23 protein-coding genes are annotated in these 25,726 nt (G+C 65.4%); 7 read left to right on the plus strand and 16 right to left on the minus strand.

The annotated features are described in order from the left end of the window. Positions 1–106: 106 nt before the first annotated feature. The 3 genes from ilvD to MRY80_RS18705 all read right to left on the minus strand — a co-directional run bounded on the left by ilvD (position 107) and on the right by MRY80_RS18705 (position 4,551). Positions 107–1,813 (minus strand): dihydroxy-acid dehydratase, encoded by a 1,707-nt coding sequence (gene ilvD / locus MRY80_RS18695; RefSeq protein ID WP_293292579.1) that lies wholly within the window; start codon positions 1,811–1,813, stop codon positions 107–109. Positions 1,814–1,933: 120 nt separating this feature from the next. Then, entirely contained in the window at positions 1,934–2,695 is a 762-nt protein-coding gene (locus MRY80_RS18700; protein WP_293292580.1) for an SDR family NAD(P)-dependent oxidoreductase, read from the minus strand. Beyond that, the gene (locus MRY80_RS18705; protein WP_293292581.1) at positions 2,692–4,551 is read right to left on the minus strand and encodes a feruloyl-CoA synthase; all 1,860 of its coding nucleotides are present in this window, start codon (positions 4,549–4,551) and stop codon (positions 2,692–2,694) included. The genes MRY80_RS18700 and MRY80_RS18705 overlap by 4 nt, the downstream gene beginning before the upstream one ends. A 147-nt stretch (positions 4,552–4,698) precedes the next feature. Between MRY80_RS18705 and MRY80_RS18710 the strand changes: the two genes are divergently transcribed. The 6 genes from MRY80_RS18710 (at position 4,699) to MRY80_RS18735 (ending at position 9,863) form a co-directional block, all read left to right on the plus strand. Beyond that, entirely contained in the window at positions 4,699–5,493 is a 795-nt protein-coding gene (locus MRY80_RS18710; protein ID WP_293292582.1) for a crotonase/enoyl-CoA hydratase family protein, read from the plus strand. 1 nt (position 5,494) lies between these two features. Further along, the gene (locus tag MRY80_RS18715; protein ID WP_293292583.1) at positions 5,495–5,977 is read left to right on the plus strand and encodes a MarR family transcriptional regulator; all 483 of its coding nucleotides are present in this window, start codon (positions 5,495–5,497) and stop codon (positions 5,975–5,977) included. Further along, complete coding sequence (locus MRY80_RS18720; RefSeq protein WP_293292584.1) at positions 5,974–6,849, plus strand: amidohydrolase family protein; 876 nt, start codon at positions 5,974–5,976, stop codon at positions 6,847–6,849. Before MRY80_RS18715 ends, MRY80_RS18720 begins: the two co-directional genes overlap by 4 nt. A 30-nt stretch (positions 6,850–6,879) precedes the next feature. Beyond that, positions 6,880–8,004: a C4-dicarboxylate TRAP transporter substrate-binding protein gene (locus MRY80_RS18725; protein ID WP_293292585.1), complete on the plus strand. Its 1,125-nt coding sequence runs from the start codon at positions 6,880–6,882 to the stop codon at positions 8,002–8,004. A 66-nt stretch (positions 8,005–8,070) separates the two neighbouring features. Next, positions 8,071–8,565: a TRAP transporter small permease gene (locus MRY80_RS18730; protein ID WP_293292586.1), complete on the plus strand. Its 495-nt coding sequence runs from the start codon at positions 8,071–8,073 to the stop codon at positions 8,563–8,565. Then, on the plus strand, positions 8,562–9,863 hold the full coding sequence (locus MRY80_RS18735) for a TRAP transporter large permease subunit (RefSeq protein ID WP_293292587.1): 1,302 nt from the start codon (positions 8,562–8,564) through the stop codon (positions 9,861–9,863). Before MRY80_RS18730 ends, MRY80_RS18735 begins: the two co-directional genes overlap by 4 nt. Positions 9,864–9,942: 79 nt before the next feature. On the opposite strand, the gene pobA is transcribed toward MRY80_RS18735, so the two are convergent. Continuing rightward, positions 9,943–11,115, minus strand: coding sequence for a 4-hydroxybenzoate 3-monooxygenase (gene pobA, locus MRY80_RS18740; RefSeq protein ID WP_293292588.1), 1,173 nt, complete (start codon positions 11,113–11,115; stop codon positions 9,943–9,945). Positions 11,116–11,201: 86 nt separating this feature from the next. Between pobA and MRY80_RS18745 the strand changes: the two genes are divergently transcribed. Next, the gene (locus tag MRY80_RS18745; protein WP_346433412.1) at positions 11,202–12,110 is read left to right on the plus strand and encodes a helix-turn-helix domain-containing protein; all 909 of its coding nucleotides are present in this window, start codon (positions 11,202–11,204) and stop codon (positions 12,108–12,110) included. Here MRY80_RS18745 and MRY80_RS18750 read toward each other — a convergent pair. The 12 genes from MRY80_RS18750 to MRY80_RS18805 form a co-directional block, all read right to left on the minus strand. Further along, on the minus strand, positions 12,098–12,919 hold the full coding sequence (locus MRY80_RS18750; RefSeq protein WP_293292590.1) for a hypothetical protein: 822 nt from the start codon (positions 12,917–12,919) through the stop codon (positions 12,098–12,100). The two genes, MRY80_RS18745 and MRY80_RS18750, sit on opposite strands and share 13 nt — an antisense overlap. 90 nt (positions 12,920–13,009) lie before the next feature. Continuing rightward, a complete protein-coding gene (locus MRY80_RS18755) occupies positions 13,010–13,954 on the minus strand; it encodes an endo alpha-1,4 polygalactosaminidase (RefSeq protein ID WP_293292591.1) in 945 nt (314 codons plus the stop codon). Continuing rightward, a complete protein-coding gene (locus MRY80_RS18760) occupies positions 13,951–15,294 on the minus strand; it encodes a polysaccharide biosynthesis/export family protein (RefSeq protein ID WP_293292592.1) in 1,344 nt (447 codons plus the stop codon). The genes MRY80_RS18755 and MRY80_RS18760 overlap by 4 nt, the downstream gene beginning before the upstream one ends. A gap of 1 nt (position 15,295) precedes the next feature. Continuing rightward, positions 15,296–16,801: an exopolysaccharide Pel transporter PelG gene (gene pelG, locus MRY80_RS18765; RefSeq protein WP_293292593.1), complete on the minus strand. Its 1,506-nt coding sequence runs from the start codon at positions 16,799–16,801 to the stop codon at positions 15,296–15,298. Next, positions 16,789–18,318, minus strand: coding sequence for a GT4 family glycosyltransferase PelF (pelF, locus tag MRY80_RS18770; RefSeq protein WP_293292594.1), 1,530 nt, complete (start codon positions 18,316–18,318; stop codon positions 16,789–16,791). The genes pelG and pelF overlap by 13 nt, the downstream gene beginning before the upstream one ends. Then, positions 18,315–18,923, minus strand: coding sequence for a hypothetical protein (locus tag MRY80_RS18775; RefSeq protein WP_293292595.1), 609 nt, complete (start codon positions 18,921–18,923; stop codon positions 18,315–18,317). The genes pelF and MRY80_RS18775 overlap by 4 nt, the downstream gene beginning before the upstream one ends. Next, complete coding sequence (locus MRY80_RS18780) at positions 18,920–19,939, minus strand: hypothetical protein (RefSeq protein WP_293292596.1); 1,020 nt, start codon at positions 19,937–19,939, stop codon at positions 18,920–18,922. Before MRY80_RS18780 ends, MRY80_RS18775 begins: the two co-directional genes overlap by 4 nt. Then, positions 19,936–21,348: a hypothetical protein gene (locus MRY80_RS18785; RefSeq protein ID WP_293292597.1), complete on the minus strand. Its 1,413-nt coding sequence runs from the start codon at positions 21,346–21,348 to the stop codon at positions 19,936–19,938. Before MRY80_RS18785 ends, MRY80_RS18780 begins: the two co-directional genes overlap by 4 nt. Then, positions 21,345–23,513 (minus strand): hypothetical protein, encoded by a 2,169-nt coding sequence (locus tag MRY80_RS18790; protein WP_293292598.1) that lies wholly within the window; start codon positions 23,511–23,513, stop codon positions 21,345–21,347. The genes MRY80_RS18785 and MRY80_RS18790 overlap by 4 nt, the downstream gene beginning before the upstream one ends. Positions 23,514–24,252: 739 nt before the next feature. Then, on the minus strand, positions 24,253–24,711 hold the full coding sequence (locus MRY80_RS18795) for a carbon monoxide dehydrogenase subunit G (RefSeq protein WP_293292599.1): 459 nt from the start codon (positions 24,709–24,711) through the stop codon (positions 24,253–24,255). 15 nt (positions 24,712–24,726) lie between these two features. Beyond that, the gene (locus MRY80_RS18800; protein WP_293292600.1) at positions 24,727–24,876 is read right to left on the minus strand and encodes a hypothetical protein; all 150 of its coding nucleotides are present in this window, start codon (positions 24,874–24,876) and stop codon (positions 24,727–24,729) included. Then, positions 24,876–25,715 carry an XdhC/CoxI family protein gene (locus MRY80_RS18805; RefSeq protein WP_293292601.1) on the minus strand — a complete coding sequence of 280 codons (840 nt, stop codon included), beginning with the start codon at positions 25,713–25,715 and terminating at the stop codon, positions 24,876–24,878. Before MRY80_RS18805 ends, MRY80_RS18800 begins: the two co-directional genes overlap by 1 nt. Positions 25,716–25,726: the final 11 nt, after the last annotated feature.

Genomic DNA, 25,726 nt, shown 5'->3' on the forward strand with positions numbered 1-25,726 from the left:
AATGGTGCGCCGGGCGCACCGCCCGCCGCGTCACATGCGGTCAGTCGATAGCACGCACTATATGACAGTATTGCAACACGGCCATGCCGCATTGGACGAATTCGGCCTATCCGTCGCGCCGGCGGGCGCTGTCGATGAGGGATGCGCCCTGCGACAGCGGCGAAACCGTCCGCTCGTAGATCGACAGCCAGCCCGAATCGGCGGTCGGCGCCGGCGGAACGAAGGCGGCACGCCGCCGGTCGATCTCGGCGGCGTCGACCAGCAGGTCGATCCGCTTGGCGTTGACGTCGATATCGATCTCGTCACCGGTCTCGACCAGCGCGATCGGCCCGCCCTCGGCCCATTCCGGCTGGACCTCTCCGACGACGAGCCCCTTGTTGACGAGGCCGGACAACTGCCCGTCCGTCACAACGGCGACGTCCGGTCCGAGCCCGGCTCCCTCGACCGCGAAGACCAGCCGCGAGGCGCCGCCCATGCCGGGGCCGCCCTTGACGCCCTGGCGGCGCAGCACCAGCACGTCGCCCTTCTCGATCAGGCCGGCCTTCAGATCGGCCTCAGCGTCGAGCGAGCTCTCATAGACCTTGGCCTTGCCCCGAAAGGCGAGCTTGCGGTCGGCGGTCCGGAGCCCGACCTTGACCACGCCGGTCTGCGGCGCCAACGTTCCGCGCAACAGTACGATCGGCGCGTCCTGGCCCCACGGATCGTCCAGCGGACGGATGACGTTGGCATCACCGATCTCGATGCCTTGCAGGTTCTCCGCGAGCATCTTGCCCGTGACCGTCAGGACGTCCGAATCGAGCTTCGGCTCCAGCCGCTTCATCACGCCGCGCGCGCCGCCGGCCGCTTCGAATTCCTCGATGGAGAGCGGCCCGATCGGACGCACCGCGGTCAGCACCGGCGTCCGGTCGCCCTCCTCGTCGAAGATGCGCTGCATGTCGAGATCGAGCCCGGCTTCCAGCGACAGCGCCTGCAGATGCTTGATGCAGTTGATCGAGCCGGCCTGTGCCAGCACCACCCGGGCGGCATTGCGGAACGCGCCTTCTGTGAGGATCTGGCGGGGCTTCAGGTCCTCCCAGATCATGTCGACGATCCGGGCGCCGCTTTCGCGCACATGCTCCCACATCTGCGGCGAATTGGCCGCGATCGGCGCGCCGCCGGGCAGGCTCATGCCGAGCGCCTCGGTCACCGAATGCATCGAATTCGCGGTGCCCATGCCCGAACACACGCCCGGCGAGGAGATCGCGACCTCGCTCATCTCCTTCAGCCTCTCGAAGGACGTCGTCCCCTGGGCGTGATAGCCGGCATGCAGGAACACCTCCTCGATATCGACATGCTCGTTGCCGATATGGCCGGAGGACTGGTAGCCGCAGATGACCATCAGCGAGGGAATGTCGAGCCGGGCGGCGGCCATCAGCTGGCCCGGGACGGTCTTGTCGCAGGAGGTCAGCAGGATCATGCCGTCGAGCTGCGATCCCTCGACCTGCACCTCGATGTCGTTGGCGATCAGGTCGCGGGTCGGCAGGATGTAGGTGGCGCGACGGCCGGCCGAAATGATGAAATCCGACGGCGCGGCGGTGCGGATCTCGAAAGGCAGCCCGCCGGCGTCGCGGATCGCCTGCTTGACCTCAGCCGCGATGCCGTCGAGATGCGAAAAGCAGATCGCCATTTCGGACGAGGTGTTGACCACCGCGATCTTCGGCTTGGCCATGTCCTCGTCGGTCAGCCCCAGCGCGCGCCATTGCGCCCGCCTCACGGCCCAGCGCGACGTACCCGGCTCGAAATTCGAGCGCAATCTCGACGGATCCCTGCTCACCTTTTGTCTCCTCCCGTTGGTGTGGCGCGGCACGCTGGCGCATCGCGCGAATCCCGGCAAGACAGGATTCGCGCCGTCTGTTTTCGCAAAACGAGAAAGACGCAGCGCCGCGCGCGCGGCTTATTTCGGCGCCATGCGGATGGCGCCGTCCAGCCTCACGACCTCGCCGTTGAGATAGCGATTGCCGATCATGAAGCGCACGAGATCGGCGAACTCCGCCGGATCGCCGAGTCGCGACGGATAGGGGATCGCCGCGCCGAGGCTTTGCTGAACGTCTTCCGGCAGCCCCTTGAGAAGCGGCGTCATGAAGATGCCGGGCGCGATCGTGTTGACGCGGATGCCGAAACGCGAAAGTTCGCGCGCGGCCGGCAGCGCCATGGAGACGATTCCGCCCTTCGAGGCGGCATAGGCCGCCTGCCCGATCTGCCCGTCGAACGCCGCGACCGAAGCCGTGTTGACGATCACGCCGCGTTCGCCGTCCTCCATTGGATCCTGCATCGACATGCGATTGGCGGCGACCCGGAGCATGTTGAACGAGCCGATCAGGTTGACCCGGATCGCCTTCTCGAATTCGCCGAGCGGCATCGGGCCGTCACGGCCAACGATGCGTTTCGCCGGGCCGATGCCGGCGCAATTGACCAGGATGCGCAGGTTGCCGAAGCTCTCGATCGCCTCGTCGACGGCGCGGTCGGCGTCCTCCTCGTTGGCGACGTCCCCGGCGACGGCCACGCCGCCGAATTCCTTTGCGGCCTCGGAGGCGGCTTCCGCGTTGAGGTCGAAGACCACCGGCTTGGCGCCGGCTTCGGCGAGCATTTCGACCACGGCCCGGCCAAGCCCGGACGCGCCACCCGTTACGATCGCGCCTGCACCTTCGGTTTTCATGCGGCCTCCCTCAGCTTGCGCGCCAGGAACACGCGCCTGTCATGATTGTTGTAGAGCGATTCCGCCAGTTCCTCGCGGTTGCGCAAGACGGCCCGCTGGTTGATCGAGCCCTTGTCGGTGATCTCCCCGGCATCGAAGGACAGTTCGTCCGCCAGGAAGATCGCGCGGACGACCCGCGTCGCCGAGCCGGTGGACTTGCTCACATGCCCGTCGAGGAGTTCCTCGATCTTCGCGCGTACCGTGTCGTGGGCCAGCAATTCGCGGTCGCTCATGTCGTCGGCCCCGCCCAGCAACTCGCGCAGCTTGGGATAGAAGGGCACGATGATGGCGCCCAGCTCGTCACGGTTCTCACCGACCAGGACCACGTCGCGGACATAGCCCTGGAACTGGTCGACCAGCTTGGCGCGCAACGCGCCGACGCCGACCCAAGTGCCGGTCCGCAGCTTGAAGTTTTCGGTGATGCGGCCGTCGAAATAGAAGCCCTTCGAGGCATCGCCCGGCACGGCGAAACGCAGCGCGTCGCCGAGCTTGTAAAAGCCTTCCTCGTCGAAGGCCTCGCGGGTCATCTTCTCGTTGCGCCAATAACCGGGCGTGACCAGCGGTCCCTTGATGCGGACCTCCAGCTTGTCGCCATGCGGCACGAGCTTCAGGACCACGCCCTGGGACGGGATGCCGACATTGCCGGCGATCTCCTGCTCTTCCATGCACATCAGCGCAAACGGCGCGGTCTCGGTCGCGCCGAGGCCGGTGCCCAGGAAGATGCGGTGGCCGGTCGTCTGTACCGCCATCTCGTTGAGGCGGTCCCAAGTATGCTGCCCCATCGCGGCGGCGGCATACATCATCATCTTGAGGTTCTTGAAGAAGCTCTCGCGAAGGGCGTCGTCCGTCTCCATCGCGTTGACCAGCAATTCGTAGCCGGACGGCACGTTGAAGTACCAGCTCGGCGAAACCTCGCGCAGGTTGCGGATGGTTTCCTTCATGCCGGCGGGCGACGGCTTGCCGTGGTCGATATAGAAGGTGCCGCCATTGGCAATCATCAGGTTGAAGACCTTGTTGCCGCTGGCGACATGGCTCCACGGCGCCCAGTCCACGACGACCGGGGGCTCCTCGCGCATGAAGGCGTAGCAATCCGTGACCATCTCGATGTTGGAACACAGCATGCGATCCGTGGTGATGACGGCCTTCGGCGAGCCGGTCGTCCCCGAGGTGAACAGGAACTTGGCGACCGTGTCCGGCCCCACCTTCTGGTAGGCCTCGTCAACTTCGGGACCCGGCACCGTCTGCAGCACTTCGTCGAAGACGGCGCAATCGCGCCCGTCGATCGGCTCGGTCACGACGATGGCCGGCACCTCGGGTCCGAACACCATGTCGATCGCGCGCTGATAGGAGGGGCCGTCCTGCGCGAACACCATGCCGGGCGTCAACTGGCCGGCGATGTCCTTCAGCTTGGCGCAATCCTCGGAGATCAGCGAATAAGCGGTGGATACTGCGGAGGACGGGATGCCCACATGCTGGGCGCCGAGCGCCATCAGCGCGTGTTCGACCGAATTGTGAGACAGAATCAGGAGCGGCCGCTCGGCCGAGAGGTTCTTGTCGATCAGGAAGGCGGCGATCGCCCTCACCTTCTTCAGGGCCTCTCCGTAGGTGACCTTGCGCCATCCGCCGGAGCCGTCCCGTTCGGCCATCCAGGCCCGGTCCGGCGCCTGCTCGGCCCAATAGACCAGACGCTCGGTCACCCGGTCCGGATAGGCGCCCAGTTCGTCAGCGCGGCTGATGATCCACGTTCCGTCGGGACGTTGCTCGGTGACGATTTCCGGAGACCACATTGCGATCTCTCTCAGCGGTGCGGTGGACATCCATTCCTCCCAGATCGGTCCGCGAAGTGTCGGCGCCGAATTGCGGTTGACGCAACGACGCGGCTTCGTATAATTCAAAACAGTTTCCTAGTAAACAATTTCATCGGCGCAAAAAGACGCCGACCAGACATGAAAACGGGAGGACGCATGAGTACCGACGCGGACGACGGCTTCGTCACCTATGAGATTGACGGCGATGTCGCACTGATCGGGCTCAACCGCCCCGTCAAGCGCAACGCGATCAGCGACAAGTTCGTGGAAGCCATCGCGGTCGCTGTCGCCCGGGCCGAAAAGGAAGCCAAGGCCGGCGTGTTCTTCGGCCATGGCGATCACTTCTGCGCCGGGCTGGACCTTGCCGAACATGTCAAGAAGACGCCGTTCGAAGGCGTCCACGGCTCGCGCCGCTGGCACGCCGTCTTCGGCATGATCGAACATGGTGCGATCCCGTGGTTCGCGGCGCTGCATGGCGCCGTCGTCGGCGGCGGCCTGGAACTGGCCTCTGCCGCGCATATCCGCGTTGCCGACAAGACGGCGTTCTTCGCCCTGCCCGAGGGCCAGCGCGGCATCTTCGTCGGCGGTGGCGGTTCGGTGCGCGCCGCGCGCCTGATGGGTGTCGCCCGCATGACGGACATGATGCTGACCGGCCGCGTCGCCTCCGCCGAAGAGGGCGAGCGCTGGAACCTCTGCCAATACGTGGTCGAGCCCGGCGAGGCGAAAGCCAAGGCGCTGGAACTGGCCCGCGCCGCGGCGACCAATGCGGAACTCTCCAACTATGCCGTGATCCACGCGCTGCCGCGCATCCAGGACATGGCGAAGGAAGACGGGCTGTTCGTCGAATCGCTGATGGCGTCCTTCACGGCCACCAGCCCGGAAGCCGAAGAGCGGCTGCGCGCGTTTCTGGAGAAGCGCGCCAAGCGGCTGAACATTCCGAAGAAGGACTGACATGCCGGCCTCCGCCCTGAAAGAACAGTTGACGGAAGACGCGGTCGACATGAGCGACCTGACGAATTCCGTCGGCTTTCTGACGCGGCTGGCCCAGGTGAAGACCTACGAGACCTTCTTCGAGGATCTCGGCGAATACGGCCTGCGCCCCGGCGAGTATTCGACGCTGCTGCTGATCGGCCGCAATCCGGGGATCCGCCAGGGCGTCCTGGCACAGACATTGCGGGTGAAGCCGGCGCATATGACCAAGCTCATCCGCGCCTTCGAGGATCGCGGCCATGTGGAGCGGACGATTCCCGACCATGACCGCCGTTCGGTGGAACTGTCGCTGACCCAGGCGGGCCGCGACTTCATCGAGAAACACCGAACCGCATTCACCAAACACGAAGCCAGCCTAAAATCGTCCCTGACGGAAGCGGAGCTGGTGACGCTTAAGCGGCTCCTGCGGAAGTATTCCGGGTTTGCCGCGGAGGAAGAAAATTGAATTTCGACGCACTGACCGCCTTCGATTTCCACACCCATGCCGAGGAGCCCTGCTGCGGCCCGCGCGATGACGGCTATGACGAGTTCCAGTCCGGCATGGCCGCCTATTTCAAGAACCCGGCCGGCCGCGAGGGCATGCTTCCGAGCGTTCAGGACACTGCCGCCTATTATCGCGAGCGCAATGTCGGCTGCGTGATCTTCCCGGTGGACGGCGAACGCGAGACCGGCTTCCGGCGCTATTCCAACGAGGAAGTCGCGCAGATCGCCGCCGAAAATTCCGACATCATGATCCCCTTCGCCTCGATCGATCCGGCCAAGGGCAAGGCCGGTGCGCGAGAAGCGCGCCGCCTGGTGCGCGAGTTCGGCGTGCGCGGCTTCAAGTTCCATCCGACCATGCAGGGCTTCTTCCCGAACGACCGGTGGGCCTACCCCCTCTACGAGGCGATCGCCGAGGAAGGCGCCATCATGCTGTTCCACTCCGGCCAGACCGGTGTCGGTTCGGGCATGCGGGGCGGCATGGGCATGCGGCTCAAATATTCGAACCCGATGCATGTGGACGACGTCGCGGTCGATTTCCCCGACACGCCGATCGTGCTCGCTCATCCGTCCTTTCCGTGGACGGAAGAAGGTTTGTCCGTCGCCCAGCACAAGCCTAATGTCTATATCGACATGTCGGGCTGGTCGCCGAAGTATTTCCCGCCGATCTTCGTGCATTATGCCAACACGATCCTGCGGAAGAAGATGCTGTTCGGCTCCGACTGGCCGGCGATTACGCCGGACCGGTGGCTGGCCGACTTCGAAAAGATCGAGATCCGGGACGAGGTGCGCCCCCTGATCTTGAAGGAGAATGCGAGGAGGCTTCTCGCTCTCTGATCCTTGTCACGCACCATGGGAGGCTTACTGATGAAAAAACTGATCACTGCCCTTATGGCGGCGTCGGCGATTGCGCTCGGCGGCGTCAGCATGTCGGATGCTCGTGAACTGCGCGTCGCGCCGGCAGCGCCGCCGCCGCATCCGGCGAACGGCGTCATGTACACCAACTTCATGAAATACCTTCCGGAAGAATCCGAAGGTCGGCTGACCGCCACCATGCTCGGACCGGAAGTCGTCAATCTCGGCCAGATGAAGGACGCGCTGCAGAGCCAGATCGCCGAAGTCGGCAACCTGCTGCCGCTCTATTTCCCGGCCGACCTGCCGATGATGTCGGTGACGGGCCAGCTCTCGCTGACCAGCAAGAACCCGCATGCCATGGGTGCCGCGATGACCGAGTTCATCGTGAACTGCGCGCCCTGCCAGGCGGAAATGAAGGCGCTGAACTTCGTCTATCTCGGCTCGGGCGCGTCTGACCTCTACGAGTTCATCACGACCAAGCCGGTCCACAGCGCTGCCGATCTTCAGGGCCTGCGGCTGCGGTCGGGCGGTGCGCCCTGGGCGCGTCTGGCCGAGCATTTCGGTGCGGTTCCGGTGCAGATGTCGGTCTTCGACCAGTTCGAGGCGATGAACTCCGGCACGATCGACGGCACCATGGCGTCCGTCGGCGACCTGCTGTCCTTCCGTCTCGTCGAGGTCGCGAAGCACATCACCTTCGCCCCGATCGGCGGCTACATCTCGACGTCGAACTTCACCGTCTCGAAGGCGACCTGGGACGATCTCACCGCGGAAGACCGTGCGGCGATGGCCCGTGCGGCCAACCGCGCCAATGCGGACTTCACCAATCGCTGGGGCTACGAGATCCCGGAGATCGCGGAAGCGGCCGCCAAGGATGCCGGCATCGAGTTCATCGATGCCGATCCGGAGCTGGTGTCCGAAATCCAGTCCTTCGTCGATGCCGACATCGAGACGGCCGGCACCTACTCGCAGGAGCAGTTCGGCATCCAGGACGCCCCGGAGCAGATCCAGTCGTTCCTGGCCCTCGTGGACAAGTGGACCGCGATCGCTGACGAAGTGAACAGCGACCCGCTGGCCATGGCCGAGCGCGTGCAGGAAGAAGTCTGGTCCAAGGTCGATTACGCCACCTACGGCCAGTGATCGAATTGCCGGTCCGGGAGCCTTCGGGTTTCCGGACCGGTCCAACCCGCCACCCGAGGACACGTCATGCGCATGCTTTCCCGTGTGCAGAATGGACTGCTCGCCCTGCTCGCGCTGATCGGGGCCCTGGCCATCCTCACATTGATGATCCACGTGGTCACCGATGTGGTGTTGCGCAACACCGTCAACACCCCGATACCCGCCACCTATGAGATCGTGACCAACTATTACATGGTCGCGCTTGCCTTCATCCCGCTGGCCTGGGTGGAGCGCGGCGGCGGCATGGTTCAGGTGGAGGTCATCGATCCCTTCCTGAACGACCATACGAGGCACTGGTCCGACCGGCTGGTCGCGCTGATCTCGACCGTCATCTATGCCGGCCTGACCTGGGTGACGTTCCTGACCGCGATGAAGAACTTCAAGACCGGCACTTTCGTGATGGCGCAGAACGTCTCGCTGCCCACCTGGCCGGCCTATTACCTGCCGCCGCTGGGCTTCGCGCTGGCCACGCTGATCGTGGCGCTGCGGATCATCCAGCCGAAAGCGGAGCCGAAATCATGAGCGTCGAAACCGGCTTCATCGGCGTCCTCGTCCTCTTCGTCCTGCTGGCGCTTCGGGTGCCGGTCGCGCTCGCCCTGATCGCGGTCCCGGTCGGCGGCATCGCCTGGATGCTGGGCTGGACGCCCGCCATCGGCCTGTTGTCGTCGACGCCCTTTTCCTTCGTCGCGAACTGGACGCTGTCGGCGGTTCCGATGTTCCTGCTGATGGGCTTCATCGCGTTCCACACGGGCATGACGGGCGGGCTGTTCGACGCGGCCAAGGCGGTGCTGCGCCGCATTCCCGGCGCACTCGCCATTTCGTCCATCTTCGCGTGTTCCGGCTTTGCCGCCGTCTGCGGGTCGTCGCTTGCGACGGCCGCGGCCATGGGCCGGATCGCCATTCCCGAGATGGTGAAGTCCGGCTATTCGCCGAGCTTCGCGTCCGGCTCAATCGCGGCCGGCGGAACGATCGGCGCGCTGATCCCGCCCTCGATCCTGATGATCGTCTATGGCGTCTTCGCCGAGACCTCGGTGATCAAGGTCTTTGTCGGCGGCGTCTCCATCGGCATCATGACTGCGCTGGCCTATTCGGCTGTCGTGCTTGTCACCTGCTGGCTGCGCCCGGACATCGCACCACCGCGCCCGCTGGACGCCAGCAACATCGATACCCGCAAGGCCGTGATCGACATCTGGCCTGTGCTTCTGTTGATGCTCGTCGTGTTCGGCGGCCTGTTTTCCGGCGTGTTCACCGCGACCGAGGCCGGCGCCGTCGGCGCGTTGGGATCGATCGTCATCGCGACGGCGACGCGGCGGCTCACCTGGGACGCATTCAAGACATCGATGATCGAGACCTTGATGACATCGTCATCGCTCTTCATCATCGGCGTCGGCGCTTCCATGTTCACCCGCTTCCTCGGCCTCACCGGCCTGACCGGCTTCATTTCGAGCACGGTGAGCGGCGCCGAACTCGGCTACGTCGAACTGATGCTCATCGTCGTGGTGCTCTACCTGATCCTCGGCATGTTCATGGAGCCGTTCGGGGCGATGCTGGTGACGCTGCCGGTGCTGCTGCCGATCTTCGAGGCCGAACAGATCAACCTCATCTGGTTCGGCGTGCTGTGCGTGAAGCTCCTCGAGATCGGGATGATCACGCCGCCCGTCGGGCTCAACGTCTTCGTCATACGCAACGTGGCGAGCGAATACGCGACCGTGGTGCAGATCTTCAAGGGCGTGATCCCCTTCCTGCTCGCGGACCTCGTGGTCGTCGCGATCGTGATCGCCTTCCCGTCGATCGTGCTGTTCCTGCCCTCACTCTTGTAAGACAGAATTCCGAACCAACAAAAAAAGAGCCCGGATGCCGAAGCATCCGGGCTCTTTTCGTTTGGCTGGCGGCCCCGCGTCAGAACGGCAGGCCCACATAGTTCTCCGCAAGCGAACTCAGGGCTGCCTCCGAAGAGAACAGATATTCGAGATCGGTCTGCTGGAGCTTCTGATCGTAGGGGATGCTGTCCGGGAAGGTGTGGAGCAGCGTCGTCATCCACCAGGAGAAGCGTTGCGCCTTCCAGACCCTGGCCAGAGCCTTGGCCGAATAGTTCTCCAGGCCGCTGTCGTCGCCGTCCTTATAGTGGGCGACCATCGCGTGATAGAGATAGTAAATGTCCGAGGCGGCGCTGTTGAGCCCGCGCGCACCCGTCGGCGGCACGATGTGGGCGGCGTCGCCGGCGAGGAACAGATTGCCGTAGCGCATCGGCTCGGCGACGAAGGAGCGCAGCGGCGCGATCGATTTCTCGATGGACGGCCCGGTCTCCATCCGCGCGCCGACCTCGTCGGGCAGACGGCGCTTGAGTTCGGCCCAGAACGCGTCGTCGGACCAGTCCTCGACGGTGTCGGTCAGCGGCACCTGGATGTAATAGCGGCTGAGCACCTGCGAGCGCAGCGAACACAGGGCGAAGCCGCGTTCGTGTTTCGCGTAGATCAGCTCCGGCGACACGGGCTTCGTGCGCGACAGGACGCCGAGCCAGCCGAACGGATAGACCTTCTCGTATTCCGTCAGCACGTCGCGCGGGATCGACTTGCGGCTGACGCCGTGGAAGCCGTCGGCGCCGATGACGAAGTCGCAGTCGATGCGCACGATCTCGTCACCCTCGCGATAGGTCACGAAGGGCGCGTCCGAGGTCAGGTCGTGCGGCTTGACGTCGTCGGCATTGTGAATGACCACGCCGTTCATCTTGTCGCGGGCCTCGTAGAGGTCGCGCGTCAGCTCTGTCTGGCCGTAGACGACGACCGAGGAGCCGCCGCTGTATTTCTGCAGATCGACGCGGTCGAGCACGCCGTCATGGGAGATGAAGAAGCCGTCGTGGATCTCGCCCTCGCGGTCCATGCGCTCGCCGCACTGGGCCTCGCGCATCAATTCCGCAAAGCCGTGTTCGAGAACGCCGGCGCGAATGCGCGCCAGAACATATTCGCGGCTGTGCTTTTCGAGCACGACCGTGTCGATCCCCTTCAGATGCAGAAGCTGGGAAAGCATCAGCCCGGACGGGCCGCCGCCGATGATGCAGACTTGTGTTTTCATTGGGCGTTTCCTCCTTTTGGACGAACCTAGCATTTCGCCTTTCGGGGTGAATGGACGCGCCCGCCCCTCTCTTGTACAAATCGAACATGAAGCAGATCGACACGTCCGGCACGATCCTCAACTGCAATCTCTTCGGCGAGGCCGGCGATCTGCCGGACGTCGTGCATTGCGAGACCATCGAGGCGCGCTCCAAGCTGCATGACTGGGAGTTCGCGCCGCACCGCCATTCCCGTCTGCACCAGATCCTGCTGATCGACTGGGGCGGCGGACGGGCGATGCTCGAAGACCGGGCGCATGCGCTCGACCCGCGGACGCTTGTCAACGTGCCGGCCGGGACCGTGCACGCCTTCTCGTTCACGCCCGGCACGCATGGCTGGGTGCTGACGATCGCCGAGGAGATGTTGGACGAAACGCTCGAACCGTCCGAAGGCCTCCGCCAGGCGCTGGCGCAGCCGTCGGTGTTTCCGGCCAGCAAGCTCGCCCGCCCCTTGATGGAAGAGATCTTCCGCGAACATGCGGGGCGCGATTTCGCGCGCGCCCACATCCTGCGCTCGCTCACCGGCACGCTGCTCGGACGCGTCGCCCGCAGTCTCGCCGGAGACAGCCTGGCATCCGGAAAGCCCGTCGATGCAACCCTCTTCCAGCGTTTCGAAGCCCTGCTGGAAGAGCATCTGCTCGACCATTGGTCGGTGGGCGACTATGCGGATGCGCTCTCCATTTCGCCCACCCATCTCAGCCGGGTCGCGCGCGCGGCTGTCGGACGGCCGGCATCCGGTGTCATCGAGGACCGCATGATCCGCGAAGCGCGCCGCAACCTTGTCTATACGAGCCTGCAGATCTCGCAGGTCGCCTATCTTCTGGGCTTCAACGACCCTGCCTATTTCAGCCGGTTCTTCACCCAGGCGACAGGCATGTCGCCCCGCGATTTCCGCAATTCCATCAACGGGCAGGACGCGACCGCCCCCGTCGAACGTCCTGTCCGTCAGGCCTCGTAGCGCACGAACGCGAAGCGCCGCGAATCCGGCGACCACGACGGGACGTTGATAGTCCCCTGCCCGCCATTGAACTCCAGAAGGACGCTCGGCGCGCCGCCTTCCGCCGGCATGGCGCGCAGCTGCACGGTTCGATCGGCCGGGTGGCCCAGCGTCCCGCTCTCATAGGCCAGATAGACGACCAGCCGCCCGTCCGGGGACGGATGGGGAAACCAGTTGACCCGCTCGTCATCCGTCATGACCCGCAGGTCGCTTCCGTCCGGCCGCACGCGCCAGAGCTGAACCGAGCCTTCCCGTTCGCCGTTGAACCAGATCCATTCGCCATCCGGCGTGTAGTCGGGTCCGTCGCAATGGTCGAACGTCTCCGTCAGTTGCGTCTCCGGCCCGCCAGCAACCGGACAGATGAAGATCTGGAAGGTCGGCCCGCGTTTGGCGGTGTAGGTCAGCGTCGCCCCGTCCGGCGACCAGCCGTGCCAGTAGGACGGCACTTCGGCCGTCACGCGTGTCGGCTCCCCGCCCCCGAACGGAAGCGTGTAGATGCAGCTCTTGCCCGTTTCGGTCTTGTCGCTGACGACAAGCAAGCGCCCATCCGGCGAGATGCCGTGGTCATTGTTCAGATTGACGGCAAAGCCCGTGTCGATCGGCTGAAGCTCCGGCATGTCCAGCGGCACCCGGAACAGCTGCCCCCCGCCGTTGACGATCAGCGCGCCGCCGTCCGGCGTCCAGTTGGGCGCCTCCACGTGGCGATCCGTTTCCAGGACGGTCTCGGCCGATCCGCTCTCCATATCGAATGTGGCGACGATGCTCTTCATGCGCTCCCCCCTCCTGCCTGGCGGTGACGCACTATACGTGACGGCTCGCCAGCGTCGAGCGCGCGCGGGCATTCCGTCAGCGCGGTCGGATCATTCCGGCGAACGGTCGAGCGCGCTCACCCCGAAGAAAGGCGTGTAGCCAAGCTCCCGAATGGACGTCCTGACCTGTTCCTTGAGCGCTTCGTTTTCGAGATACTCCGTGACGAAGATCTTGATCCCGGCACGTTCCGCCAGCGCGAGCCGGTCGAGGCTCCAGCGGATGTCTGATTCGGCATTCAACCGGTCACGTCCCTGCAGCCCGGTCAGAAGCGACTCCTTGTTGAGCGCGTCGATCGCCCCGCGATAGCGGGCGTTCTTCAGGAGGTCTTCCGCGTTTTGCGGCAGCAGCATGAACCCCGGGTGACGGGCCCGCGCCCGCTCGGCGATCGCCGCGACAAGCGAGGCCATCTCCTCGCCCGCATTCGGGTTGGCCGGCGACCACTCGACATAGGAATCGACCCGGTCGAGCAAGGCCCCGTCATAGCCGGCCGCGAGCAACTGATCGAGAAGCCCGAAGACGAGTTCCTGCCATTCGGGGTTCCAGAACTGCACGGGAAATGCGCCAGGCCAGTTCCTGTTCTCGGGGCCGAGCCATTCGGGCGGCCTGCGGCGCCAGGCCTGCGGCCAGAACCAGCGCTTCACGTCGGCCTCGCCGACCGACAGATAGGCGAAGACGAGCCGGCGGCTGCCGTCGGGCTTGCGCTTCAGCGCGGCGATCTCGTCCGGCGACATGAACCGCCCTGCGTAATCGTCCAGGCTGTGCTCGACGACGATCAGATCGAGCGGTGTCGCCGCGAGCTCGCCGATGTCGAGGTTCTGGTACTGGCAGCCCCATCGGCGCACCTTGCGCAGCAGGCGCAACGCCTCGGCCCGCCCGAGACGCTGGTCGGCGCCGGCCGCGAAGCCCGGGCGCCAGACGCTTGCCGCGAGCAGTCCGAGGATACCGCTGACCACCCCGCGACGCGCTTCCGAGAAAGGCAGCCAGCGACGAGTCATTGGATGTAGCGCGTCGGCGGAAGCAGGGTGTCGTTGACCTGCACTTCTATCACATCGCCCGGTGCAAGGCTGGTCGTCGGCTGGGCGGCAAAGGTCACGGTTCCGTCCTGCGTGCTGCGGATGATGCGCAGCTCGAACGCGCCGATGTCGCGTGTGGTCTGCACCGTTCCAGGCACCGAAAGCGAGATGCGACGCGCGGCCTCGACTGTCGTTCTCAGCCGCGCGATCTCGTCCGTCGTCTTGAGCAGGTCACGCGAGACTTCCGCCATGTAGTCGAGCCCGATCTTGTCTCGCGCCGCCGTGTCGCGGGCGATGCGCTGTTCGGTTTCGAGAATGGAGGCCGTCCATTGCTGGCGCTGCGTTTCGAGCGACGCGATCTCCGCGCGCAGGGGAATGATCAGGTTTTGCTTGGTCAGGCGCGGATCCGGCTCCGTCAGGTCGGCGATCATGGCGTGGCGGGTCCGGATCGCCTGCGCGGCATTGTCGATGGAAGCCTGCATCGCGCGCACTTCGTCGCGCGAGGCCCGAAGGATCGCGTCGAACTGGGCGGCCTGGCTGGAGCGGGCGCTCGCCGCGCGACGGCTCGCCTCCGCCTCCGTGTTGATCAGGCGTTCGGCAAGATCGAAGCCGACCAGGTCGACCAGCGCGTCGGGAACGCGAAGATCGCGCCCGTCGCCTTCCGCTTCCAGTCGCTCCAGATGCGCGATCAGGCCGGTCAGGCGGGTCATGGCGTCCTGCGAGCGTTCCGCCTCGCGGCCCGCCTCTATGACGGAACCCGCCTGGTTCTCACCGGCGCCGAGACCGCCTGCCAGCGCGATCGCCTGGATGGCGACCATGCCCGAGAGATAGCGAAACTCGCCGGGCTTGCGGACCGGACCGACCACATAGACCGGACGCCGCTCGAGGATGGCGATGTGCACGTCCACAGGCTGGTTGGTCTGTTCCTCATAGGCGGTCACGATGTCGTCCCGCACCTCTTCGGATGACCGTCCGGCGACCGCGATCGGCCCGAAGCGCGGCAGGTTGATCTCGCCCCGGGCATCGACCACGTGATCGGCGGTCAGATCCACCCGCTGGTAAAAGGTGCGCAACGCCGCCTCTTCGGCCGATTTGCCGCTGCCCGGCAGGTCGAGCTGCTCGAAGAAGCTGATCTTCAGCTTGTCGCCGACCGCGAAGTCGCCCGACAGGGCGGGCGGCGCCTGGTTGAGAGACTGGGTATGCAGGCCGTCCTGCGTCGCCTGCGCCCCGGCAAGCGAGGGCGCGATCACGAATGACAGGCCGAGGAGAGCGGATTTCAAGCCGGGCATGCGAAGCCGCGGTGATGTCTTCGTGGTGGTCATGTCATGCTTCCCTTTCCGGGCGTCCGGCATGTCGGACGCGAAAAATGGCGGTGATGGATGTGAGACGCGCGCCGGTTTTGCGAGCGGGCTTCGGCGTCCAGGGCCGTCGCTCGGCCCGCGCCGAACGCAGCGCGTAGCTGAAGGTGAGGAACACGAGCCGGTCGAGCGTGTCGTTCAGGGTGGCGAGCGCGATAACCGCGGCGATCGCCGAAGCCGCGAAGAAGCCGAAACCGAGATAGTCCTGGCCGAAGCGCAGGAACAGCAGGGTCGCCGCGACATTCAGGACAAGGAACAGGGCCTGCAGCGAAAGGAAGGCGCGATCGCGGCCACAGTTCAGGACGAGGGTCGTCGCCGCGAAGAACACCACATAGAAGGCCGCGCCCAGCGTCCCGACCCGGAAGAGCGCGATCTGCTGATACTGCAGGGCGAGCGGCTCGACCAGCGCAGGCGCGAGCACGGTCAGCACCAGCGCCGCGATCATCTGGGCGCCGACCAGCCGGAAGATGCCGGCCTCGGCGCCGTGCTTCAGCTCCGCCGAGCGCGCCTCGATGTGGTCGAGGGTCTCGTGGTTGCGCATCGCGCCCAGGAAAGCCTGCATGCGCACGAACCAGTCGGAATCGACGGAGGTCAGGAACACCACCAGACCGGGCAGCATGGTCAGGCGCGAAATGAACATGGCGCTGTCGTAGAAGGGCGAGGTCGGCAGGCCGTTGAGCGCGGCATCGCCGAACGGGCTGAGCCAGACGACGATCGAATCGATCCAGATCGCCAGCACGCCGAACCCCGCACCGGCGCCGATCGCGCGATAGCGCGACATGGCCGAGAGCAGGCGCTTCAGCGGCCGGGACACCGAAACGACCGGCGCGGCGAAATGCGACAGGATCGATGAGGAGAGCCATAGCGATGCCAGGCCGAGGCCGAAGGCGAAGGCGAGCGTCTGCACCGCGATCCCGCCGCCGAGACCGACGACCCCGATGGTCGCTGCCACGGAGAAACCGAAGCCCAGGACGAAGGCGACCGTGACGGTGCGATAGTCCTGCATGGCGGCGCAGAACGCGGCGGCGGGCCAGACCATCGAGATGACGGCTGCCGCCAGGATCGCAGCCGCGAGCGCCTCGCCCTTGAGGTCGAAAACGCCTGCATAGATGCAGAACGCCAGCACGGCGCCGGTCAACGCCGCGGCAATCAGCGACAGGAGGTAGATCGCAGAGACATCCGCCTTGCGATCCTCGAACAGATCGTCGGACACCAGCCGGATCGCGAACGCGGTGATCGGCGCCGCCGCGACAAGCGAGATGAAGAAGAGATAGATCAGCGTCGCCTGCAGCGAGAACGCCTGCTCGACCATGTCGGAGTGGATGAGGTTCAGGTTGATGAGCTTCAGCGCGACCACGGCGAGCAGCCACGGCCCGGCGATCACGGCCGCGCCGTGGCCGATCGAGGCGACCGGGCCGAGCAGACCGTCCTCGCGCGACAGCCGGTCAAGCCGGAACCCTATGCCCGCCATGACCGCGCCCTCCCCGTCTCGTTGCGGCGGTCCGCGGAATCGTAGAGGCCCTGATATTCGGCCGCGGCCTTCTCGGAGGTGTAGAGTTCGCGGACGCGCTGCTTGAGGTTGTTCCCCAGTCTTTCACGCAACGCGCCGTCGCTCAGCAGCGCAACGATGTGCGCGGCGATCTGGTCGTCGGCGAGCAGGTCGGCGATGAAACCGCCCCGCTGCGGAAAGTCGCCGTTTTCCTCCGGCCCCTCAAGCATCTCGCGGCACGCGCCGACATTGGTCGTGACACAGGGCCGACCTGCCGCGCCGGCTTCCAGAACGGCCAGCGGCTGCGCCTCGCTGAGGCTGGTGAGCACCACCACATGCGAGTCCGCCAACAGGTCCGTCACATTGACCCGGCCGGTGAAGGTCAGCGTCTCGCCGAGGCCGAGTTCGGCGACGAGATCGCGGCATTCGGCGGCATAGGCCGGATCCTCGTCGGTCGGTCCGGCCACCAGAACGCGGACATTTGGGATCTGCGCCCGGATCTGGTCGGCAGCACGGATGAAGGTCTTGATGTCCTTGATCGGCACGATCCTGCCGACCAGCGAAACGGTCGGCGGGTCTTCGGGCGCCGGCGGAATCGCGCCGAAGCGGTCGATGTCGATCCCGTTCGGAATGATGCGCATGCGGGCGTCGTCCGCGCCAAGCATGCGCTGCATCGCCTGATTGTCGCCGAAGAGCGTCGTGATGTGGTCGCAGCCCTCGTAGCAGGCTCGGGCATAGGCCCTGAAGGTGGTGATCCAGAGATCGCGCAGATCGAGGCGCGGATCGTCGAACGACAGCCCCTTGTCGACCGTGTCGGTGATCCAGCGGGCCATCAGGATCTCGATCTGCCGTTCGTTCGTGTAGATGCCGTGTTCGGTCAGCATCACCTGGGTGCCGCCCTCGATCGCGGCGCGTGCGGCCAGAAGGCCGGCGTAACCCGTCGAGATCGCGTGATAGGTCCGTGCCGGCGGGATCGGCGCCTTCATGACGGCGAACAGTCCCCCCATCAGCGCCTGCCAGGCCCAGAAGAAATCCTTGAACGAGGCCTGCGGCATCAAGGCACGATAGGCCCCGACGCAGAGCTGCCAGGCAAAGGCGGAGTCCATCAGCGCCTTCAGCGAAACCGGCCGGTGCGGATCGTTGATCAGCCGGTCGATCCCGGCCAGACGGTCGAGAGACCCTGTCTGGACAAACGAGACGATGAGACCGGACAGTTCCGTTGCGTCCGGCAGCGCCTTGCCGCGGCCCGCACCGGCACTCGTGTCGTCGAGGATGATTTCCGTCAGGCTTTCGAGATTGTTCGGAAACGCATAGCGCGGCGTGCGGTCGTCGGCCGACATGGCGATCGACACGACGGAGAACCGCGTCCCGGGACAGGAGCGCATCAGCCAGTCGAGCCAGGTGGACACGCCGCCCGCGACATGCGGGTAGCAGCCCTCGACGATCAGGCAGACGTCGGCCGGTTCCCCGGCCCGGTTGCGCAGGAGCGCGTTGCTCATGCCACGCCCTCCCGCGGCAGCGCGCGGGCCGCGCGCGCGGCCTCGTCGCGAAGTCGCGCATGGACCGCGGCGGCCGATGCGCGAACGGCGATTTCGTCGCTCTTCAACGCGATCTCCAGCAGCGTCGGCGGGAACGCGTCGGACCGGTCGGCAATCTCGGCGAGCGCCTCGAGCCGCTTCGGCACCGGCGCGTATTTGAGGATCGCGTCGAAAGCTTGCGGCATCGCACCCGGGCGATAGGCGCGTCCCGACACGATCTTGAGATAGAGTTCGCCCGCCCGGTCCCCGTCCGCACCGCCCTTCAAGCGGCGATACCAGGGCGCATCCTCGGAGAACCCGCCGGATGCGAATGCCAGACGCAGCAGCAGCAGCATCGCACCGAACGCGCCGACCGGCCCCATGGTCAGCGTGGCCAGCCCGGTGACGATCGCAGCGGTCAGATCGGCAGCCCGAATGGTGAGCATCAGAACGCAAGCAACCACAAGCCCGAGATGGATCGCGGCCCAGACCGGCGGGGTCAGCCCACCTGCCCAGACCACGGCGGCAAGCACGGTTTCGGCGATGAAGGCCACGAATGTGACAGCGAGAGCGAAAGGCGTGTTCATTCCTGCCTCTCGAATTGCAACAGGCTCTGCGGCCGCTTGCGCCGCCCCGGCAGACCGCCACCCGGGTGAAGCGGCGCCGTGCCCGAGAGGGCTTCGGATGCGGCCAGCGCGCGAGCGATCAGCTCGGCCAGCAGCAGTGCCGCACGCATGTCGCCGTCACGGGGACATCCCTCCATCACGAGGATCGCGTTCATCGCGGTGGTTTTCACGTCGATCACCGGTGCCGCGACCGTGCAGTCCGGCCGGTCTCCGTCGGCTCCAGGTTGACCCGGAAATGCATGCGCGACGCGTCCCTGCTCGAGCCTGGCGGCAACGAGCCGTGCCATCGGCACCGCTGCCGATCCGGCCGGTCGGGCGATCCAGTCGTCTCCTTCGCGCACCAGGAGCGATGCGTCCCGACAGCCCGTCGCCAGGCGGCAAAGCCGGACGAGCGTCTCGTCGCGATCCGTGCCTGCGCCCGTCTCACCCAGCCGGGACAGGAGCTCGCGGAACTCGGGAAGCGAACCTTCGCTCCGGATCGCCGCCGCGTATTCCAGCTTGCGGATATGCTCGCGAAGCTCTTCGGCATAGTCGGCGATCGTTTCGCGCTGGGTGTCGTATTCCCTGACCGTGCCGGCCAGGGCCACGATGCGTCCGCGCATCCGGTCGCGATAGGCTCCGAGCATCGCGGCGGCCGAGAACCACAGAACCGGCTCCTTCGCCAGGGCCAGTGCCTGATCGTAGTAATCGGCACCGATCCCCGGCTGCACGCCCGAGAGCGCCCAATGCAATCCGGCGGCCACGGCTGCGGCCGCGAGGCCAGGCACAAGGCCGTGGACGGTCGCGAACAGCAGCACCGGCACCCAGAACGGATGCGGGTTGAATGCAAGCAACGCTCCGCCGCCGAAGATTCTGGAGAGGAAAACGAGGCCGGCGAAGACGAGGCCGAGCTCGACGATCCATCCGCCCTGCGCCCAAAGCGCTCGCATCGGATGGCCGGACCGCTCTTCGGCTCTGTTGTCCTGAAAAATCGTCATCTCAGCCGCGTCCTTTCCTGCGGTTCGGCGGTGATCGCGCCCGTCAGCACCGGTTTCCAGATGTCCAGCTTGGGGTCGTAGCGATCCGACCACGTGGCCGCGCGCTGGAGCGCGGGCACCAGAGCCGGCGGCAGCGTTCCGGACCGCCAGCGCTGCATGAGATTGGCGAAGAGCTCGTCCGGCTTGAACGCGTCTTCCGCCATCGCGGCCCAGGCGACGGCTTCGTCTTCCGCCAGATCGCCCAGTTCCGTCTGGGCGAGGAAGTAGCGCAACGCGATGTCGTTCTTTTCCGCGCGTGCCAGAGCGGCGCCGAACATCGGCTCATAGGCAAGCAGCCGCGCCGTCAGCAAAGGGCGCAGGCCCGCTATCGCGCCGTAGCCCTGGTGTTCGTAAAGCGCGCGCGCAAGCGCCACGGCTCGGGCCGGGTCCGTCGCGCCGTCACCGCCGCGAATGCCTGCGAGCACTTCCATAAGGACGGTTCTTGCCTGGCCCGTGGAGATGGCGAGGTCGACATAGAGCCTGATCGCCTGGCGTGCAGTCGCCCGGTCCGCATCGGCCAGCCACCGGTCGACCACCGAGCGCGCCAGAGGCAGCCCGCCCTCGCGACCGATGGTCCAGGCGAGGTCGCCGATCTCGCTCGTCTGTCCCTGGGCCACTGAGGCAGCGAGATCGACGGCCTGATCATTCGCGCCCGCACGGACGAGCCTCAGGACGAACAGTCCGAGTTCTTCGGGCTTCAGGTCTGACTTCACCCACTCTTGCGCGAGGTCCGACGCCGCATCGAACTCACCCGTTTCGACCATCGAATCAAACAGCAACCGCCGCGCCATGAGCTGGTGCATGCCCGGCTCCCCGACGACCTTGGCGAGCACGTCCCGGGCATCCTGATAGTCCTGCTCGCGCACGAGGAGTTCTCCAAGACGCAGGGCGAGATCGGCCTCCAGCCGCGTGTCGCGGAAGCGGTAGAGAAGATCGTACTCCTCCTGATACCGACCATAGACCCGGTAGAGCCGGGCGAGCTTGGCGACGCTTTCGGCATCCGAGGTGACGTCGATCAGATGGCGCAGCGTCTCGACCAGCGCATCGACGTCCTGGCGATAATCGTAGAACTCGACGGCGCGCTGCAGCATCAGCGGATCGTCGGGATGGCTCGCGAGATAGCTGCGAATTGCAGCCTCCGCGACCGCCGGATCGCCCGACCGGCTGTTCAGGTCCACGACGGACGATAGGAGCAGACGGTCATGATCGCCCTGCCGGAAAGCCTCGGTGCCAACCCGGACGGCAGCCTCGTCACGCCCGTCACGGCTCAGCATGGCGACTCGCTCCGTGACGCCAGGCACGCTCAGGGCCGCCCCGGCCGTGGCGATCACGGCGAAGATCGCGACAAGGCTGACGGGAGACGGCCTCATGAGCGCCCCTCCTCTGCCTGGCAGCGAACGCTGATCGCGGCAGGCTCGAAGCCGTTGAAGGGCAGAGCGAATGACAGTTGCCCCTCGTCATCCGCGGTGACGGCCGCCGACTGAAGTTCCGTGCCGTCGCGCGTTGCCCGGACTGTGTATGTGCCTGCGGGCAGGTCCGACCATTCGAACTCGCCGCGTCCGTATCCGCGTGTCTCGAAGGAGAACCCGCACGCGTCGCGCTGCATGTCGCTGACGAGCCAACGACTTTGCGCCAGCAGAACCTGCCCGGCATCTGCGGGTGCCTCGCGCTCTCCGCGCGGCTTCAGCGTGACCACGGCCTCCGGCGTCGCGGCATCAAGGGCGACATAGAGCGACTGCGCGTGCCGGCTCGTTCCAAGCACACCGACGCTCCCGGCGAGATCGATGGCCAGATCGTCCGCCGCGTCGAAGCGTACCGTGTTCAGGCCGTCGCGATCGCTCACCTTCCAACTCCTGCCGCCGAGCCATTCGATCCGAGTGGAGAAGAAACCGTCGGCAATCGCGGCGTAGCGGGACGCCTCGATCGGAATGACATCAGCCTCGCGCGCCCAGTCGAGCAGCGATTTCACCGCGTTCAGGGATGCTGTCCGCTCGGCAGAATAGGCGTGGTAGTAGACATTCGTTCCGCGCAGCCGGACCGGATCTTCCGTCCGCTTGAAGGTCTCGCTCAGTTGCGCGTAGCCGTTGAAGCGGTCCCGCCAGAGATTGGTGTAGACATTCTCGTTCGTGTTGACGGCGTAGATCTGGCGCTGATCGCCAGCCGGCCGCGAGATCGGCGAGACATAGCTCACGGAAGGACTCTGGGCGTCGAAGCGCGAGCTGCCGCCGTTCAGATTGCGCACGCCCGCCTTGCGGGTCGCCGCGATCGCCGCTTCGAACGGCAAGGCGTCGCCGCTCCACAGATAGACGGCGATCTTCTTGCCGGGCGGCGCAAGCTTCTCTGTCTCGCTCAGCGCATCGCCCACCTCCGTCTCGACGCTGAACGGCTTGTTCATGTAAGCGCGCGGCAGCGCGTCGCTCATCGCGAGGAAGGGATTGCGCGGCCGGCGCCAGACGGAAGCGACCGCGTCTCCGACCTGCTCGATGACCGACTTGGATTCCTCCGTCGGCGTGCCCTTGATCAGCGCGAGCTCGCGCTGCCGATCGTAATCCTCGAAGAAGCCCCATTCGAACGGATGGGTGTTCGTGTGGGTGGCGACCTCCACCTGCGGCAGAGCGAAAAGCTGGCCGGCGATCTCGGCTGCCGCAACACCGCGCTTGGTGCTCTGGTCGATGTCGCTCAGCACCGGCCCGATCGTGACCGGCAGGTCCGGATAGGGTTCCACGAGATCCTTCAGCATCACCTCGGCCGACGTTGTCGGCTTGTCGCGATACCGCTCGATGCGGGTGATGCTGTTCCAGCCGTCTCCGTCCACGTGGCTGAAAAACAGCCTTCGTCCGGAGACGGTGGTCGTGTCGGGAACCGGAAACACCGGCTCACCAAGCGCCCGGGCGAAAAAGGTGAACGGATCGACGATCCAGCGCTGCATGCCGATGCCGGATTCGTAGTGGATGTAGAACCCGCTGGCGGCATATCCGCCGCCCGGGCCGGTCGCGACCACGACGCTGCGCTGGAGACGCGTGCGCTGCGGCGTCTCGTATTCAAGCGCCACGCTCGCGGTGTCCCCTTCCCGCTCGACTATCGGGTGGCTTTCGGGGATCGGATCAGGCCCGCGCTCGAAGCCGATCACGGACGCGTCCTGCGTCACGACCCGCGCTTCCAGCACATTGGAAATCTCGCCGGCCTTCAGCTTCAGGCCCATGCGTGAGAAGACGGCGTTGAGCCGGCGCGCCTCGAGCGGCGATGGCGCGCCGCCGATGTCACCCATGACGATCACGCGCGGCACCTTCGGCGCAGCGACATCCACCAGCCATCTGAAATAGGCGCGGTAGTTGCTGACCTGTCGGGGAAACGCCGTCAGAACCGCTGCGACCCCGTCGAGGCTGTCAGCTGTCGGTAAACCGTCCTGCAGGTCGTGGTAATGTACGATGAAGCCGAGATGGTTCAGCGGCATCTCCGCGTTCAGATGGATGCCGGTCTCGTCGATCGCCGGTTCGAGGGCGCTGTCGTAAAGGGCCAGGATGTCACGGCGCACGGGCTCACCGGCCCCCGGCGCGCCAACTCCGGACACCAGCAGACCCAGGACCGCCAAAAGAGCCAGGCCGAACTTCCGAACCGTAAACACGTCTCCCACCTGCGCGACTGAAAGTATTAACAATAGCCTAACAGACTATAGACAAGCCCTTCAAGCGCAAATGAACTTATGATTAATTACTCAATACTGATCCAAAATGATCCGTTCTTTGTTATTAGATGTTCTTAAATGACACAAACCACGCCTCGCGAATGTCTTTTTACAACTAAAATACGTTAACATGGGGATTCTAGACTGATAAACATTCTCAAACAGACTGAATTCAACCCGATCAGACAAATTCAGGACTTGGCGACCGAGGCGGCCACAACGGCTGCGCTTGGCTTCGCATGCCCAACACCCACGATGGAAGAAAATCGGACTATTGCGCCCCGCACTCCGACGAACGGGGAGGCCACCGTTTCAGCCCGTGCGCGCACTCATGGCGCGACTCGCAGAGGGAGACATCACGACAGGTGGCTGTCGTGGAGATGGACGTGAGTCAACTTGATAGGGGTCAATCCACGATAGACCTGTTGGATAGATTCTTCGGGAGAGCAACCTGTCGAGCGAATATCTGAGGCAGATCACCCCTTGGCGGCACTACGCCATATCTGCCTGTCCGGGCGGCACGCCGGAGTGGCCGGCGGGAAGCGATGGCCTCCCGCGGCGAAGTGGATTGACGGAAAGAAGCGATCGGTCAGGTTGTGGCGGCGTTCTCCATTTCCACCGTCTCCTTGAACGTCTTGAAGAATTGTCCGGCCAGCCTGTTGGCCGTCGATACGATCAGCCGGCTGCCGAGTTGGGCGATCTTGCCGCCGACATCGGCCTTGGCCGTGTAGCGCAGCAGCGTTGCGTCGCCGTCTTCCACGAGTTCGACGTCCGCGCCGCCCTTGGCGAAGCCGGCAACTCCGCCGCTGCCCTCGCCCGCCAGCGAGAAACGTTCCGGTGCATCCGACTTGTCGAGCGTGACATTGCCGCCGAACTTGGCCTTCACGGGACCGATCTTCAGCACCACCTTGACTTCCAGTTCCGTGTCAGAATGCTGGATCAGCTCCTCACAACCGGGGATGCACTGCTTCAACACGGCCGGATCGTTCAACGCTTCGTAGACCCTGGCCCGCGGCGCCTCGATCCGGACTTCGTCATGCATTTCCATCGTTCTTCTCCTCGATCACCCGCAGCAGGATCGCCCATTCAGCAGCGCGTCCAGTACGAGCTTGTCTTGATTGTCATTTCCGATTTCTTGGCTTCTCCGCGAACGCACGGCCGGCGCCAAAGCGATCCCGAAGAAGGCCAGCAGGCGTCGCATGAGGGCGGCCATCACTGCGCTCCCGCCCGCGTCGCGTCAGCGCGCTGGCGGGTACGGCGACGCTGGACGATTTCGGCCAGGATGGACAATGCGATTTCGTCCGGGGTGATCGCGCCGATATCCAGTCCCGCCGGCGCCTTCAGCGTAGCCAGGCGCGCCTCGTCGGCACCCTTCTCGCGCAGCTTCGCGGACAGCGCCGAAGCCTTGGCCTTGCTGCCGACGAACGCGACATAGTCCGCGGGAACGGAGAGCCCGGCGCGCAACGCCACCTCGTCGCCTCGCCCCTGGCTTGACACCACGACAAAGCGCTCACGATCGCCGGCGGTTTCGATCATGAAGCCCTCGACGCGCGTGTCTGCAACCGCGAAGGCCGGCTGATCCTCGGCAGGCGCGCAGACGGTCACGTGGAAACCGAATTGCGGCGCCGTGTCAGCCAGCGCGACCGCTACCGGGCTCGAACCCAGGATGATGATCTCCGGTCTGGGCAGCACGGGTTCGATGAAGACTTCCATCGTACCCTTGCTCGGGCACATGTTGCGCGCGAACCGCACGCCTTCCTTCTCCGTGCCGGCTGATACGCCCCGTTCAACGAGCAGATCCTCCGGCTGTACGGACACGAACCGCGCCTGCCCGTCGGAAATCGCGTCCTTCGCGGCCTTCAGCACCGCCCCGCGCGCGCATCCGCCCCCGATCCAGCCCTCGACGATCGTGCCGTCGGCGCGGATGATCGCCTTCGCGCCCGCCTTGGCCGCTGTCGCCGCAACCGTCCGGACGACCGTCGCCAGCACGAATGCTTGGCCGGCATTCCGCATTTCGGCCACCTGGTCGAGTATGTCGGACTTCTGACCCATGGGTTCCTCCG

It is taken from the genome of Oricola sp., assembly GCF_022763245.1.
Taxonomy (GTDB): Bacteria; Pseudomonadota; Alphaproteobacteria; order Rhizobiales; family Rhizobiaceae; genus Oricola.

Bases quoted from the DNA above. Each gene is read 5' to 3' on its own strand.
- MRY80_RS18700 (WP_293292580.1), bottom strand. From the start codon at position 2,695: ATGAAAACCGAAGGTGCAGGCGCGATCGTAACGGGTGGCGCGTCCGGG.
- MRY80_RS18705 (WP_293292581.1), bottom strand. From the start codon at position 4,551: ATGTCCACCGCACCGCTGAGAGAGATCGCAATGTGGTCTCCGGAAATC.
- MRY80_RS18710 (WP_293292582.1), top strand. From the start codon at position 4,699: ATGAGTACCGACGCGGACGACGGCTTCGTCACCTATGAGATTGACGGC.
- MRY80_RS18715 (WP_293292583.1), top strand. From the start codon at position 5,495: ATGCCGGCCTCCGCCCTGAAAGAACAGTTGACGGAAGACGCGGTCGAC.
- MRY80_RS18725 (WP_293292585.1), top strand. From the start codon at position 6,880: ATGAAAAAACTGATCACTGCCCTTATGGCGGCGTCGGCGATTGCGCTC.
- MRY80_RS18730 (WP_293292586.1), top strand. From the start codon at position 8,071: ATGCGCATGCTTTCCCGTGTGCAGAATGGACTGCTCGCCCTGCTCGCG.
- MRY80_RS18735 (WP_293292587.1), top strand. From the start codon at position 8,562: ATGAGCGTCGAAACCGGCTTCATCGGCGTCCTCGTCCTCTTCGTCCTG.
- pobA (WP_293292588.1), bottom strand. From the start codon at position 11,115: ATGAAAACACAAGTCTGCATCATCGGCGGCGGCCCGTCCGGGCTGATG.
- MRY80_RS18745 (WP_346433412.1), top strand. From the start codon at position 11,202: ATGAAGCAGATCGACACGTCCGGCACGATCCTCAACTGCAATCTCTTC.
- MRY80_RS18750 (WP_293292590.1), bottom strand. From the start codon at position 12,919: ATGAAGAGCATCGTCGCCACATTCGATATGGAGAGCGGATCGGCCGAG.
- MRY80_RS18755 (WP_293292591.1), bottom strand. From the start codon at position 13,954: ATGACTCGTCGCTGGCTGCCTTTCTCGGAAGCGCGTCGCGGGGTGGTC.
- MRY80_RS18760 (WP_293292592.1), bottom strand. From the start codon at position 15,294: ATGACCACCACGAAGACATCACCGCGGCTTCGCATGCCCGGCTTGAAA.
- pelG (WP_293292593.1), bottom strand. From the start codon at position 16,801: ATGGCGGGCATAGGGTTCCGGCTTGACCGGCTGTCGCGCGAGGACGGT.
- pelF (WP_293292594.1), bottom strand. From the start codon at position 18,318: ATGAGCAACGCGCTCCTGCGCAACCGGGCCGGGGAACCGGCCGACGTC.
- MRY80_RS18775 (WP_293292595.1), bottom strand. From the start codon at position 18,923: ATGAACACGCCTTTCGCTCTCGCTGTCACATTCGTGGCCTTCATCGCC.
- MRY80_RS18780 (WP_293292596.1), bottom strand. From the start codon at position 19,939: ATGACGATTTTTCAGGACAACAGAGCCGAAGAGCGGTCCGGCCATCCG.
- MRY80_RS18785 (WP_293292597.1), bottom strand. From the start codon at position 21,348: ATGAGGCCGTCTCCCGTCAGCCTTGTCGCGATCTTCGCCGTGATCGCC.
- MRY80_RS18795 (WP_293292599.1), bottom strand. From the start codon at position 24,711: ATGGAAATGCATGACGAAGTCCGGATCGAGGCGCCGCGGGCCAGGGTC.
- MRY80_RS18800 (WP_293292600.1), bottom strand. From the start codon at position 24,876: ATGGCCGCCCTCATGCGACGCCTGCTGGCCTTCTTCGGGATCGCTTTG.
- MRY80_RS18805 (WP_293292601.1), bottom strand. From the start codon at position 25,715: ATGGGTCAGAAGTCCGACATACTCGACCAGGTGGCCGAAATGCGGAAT.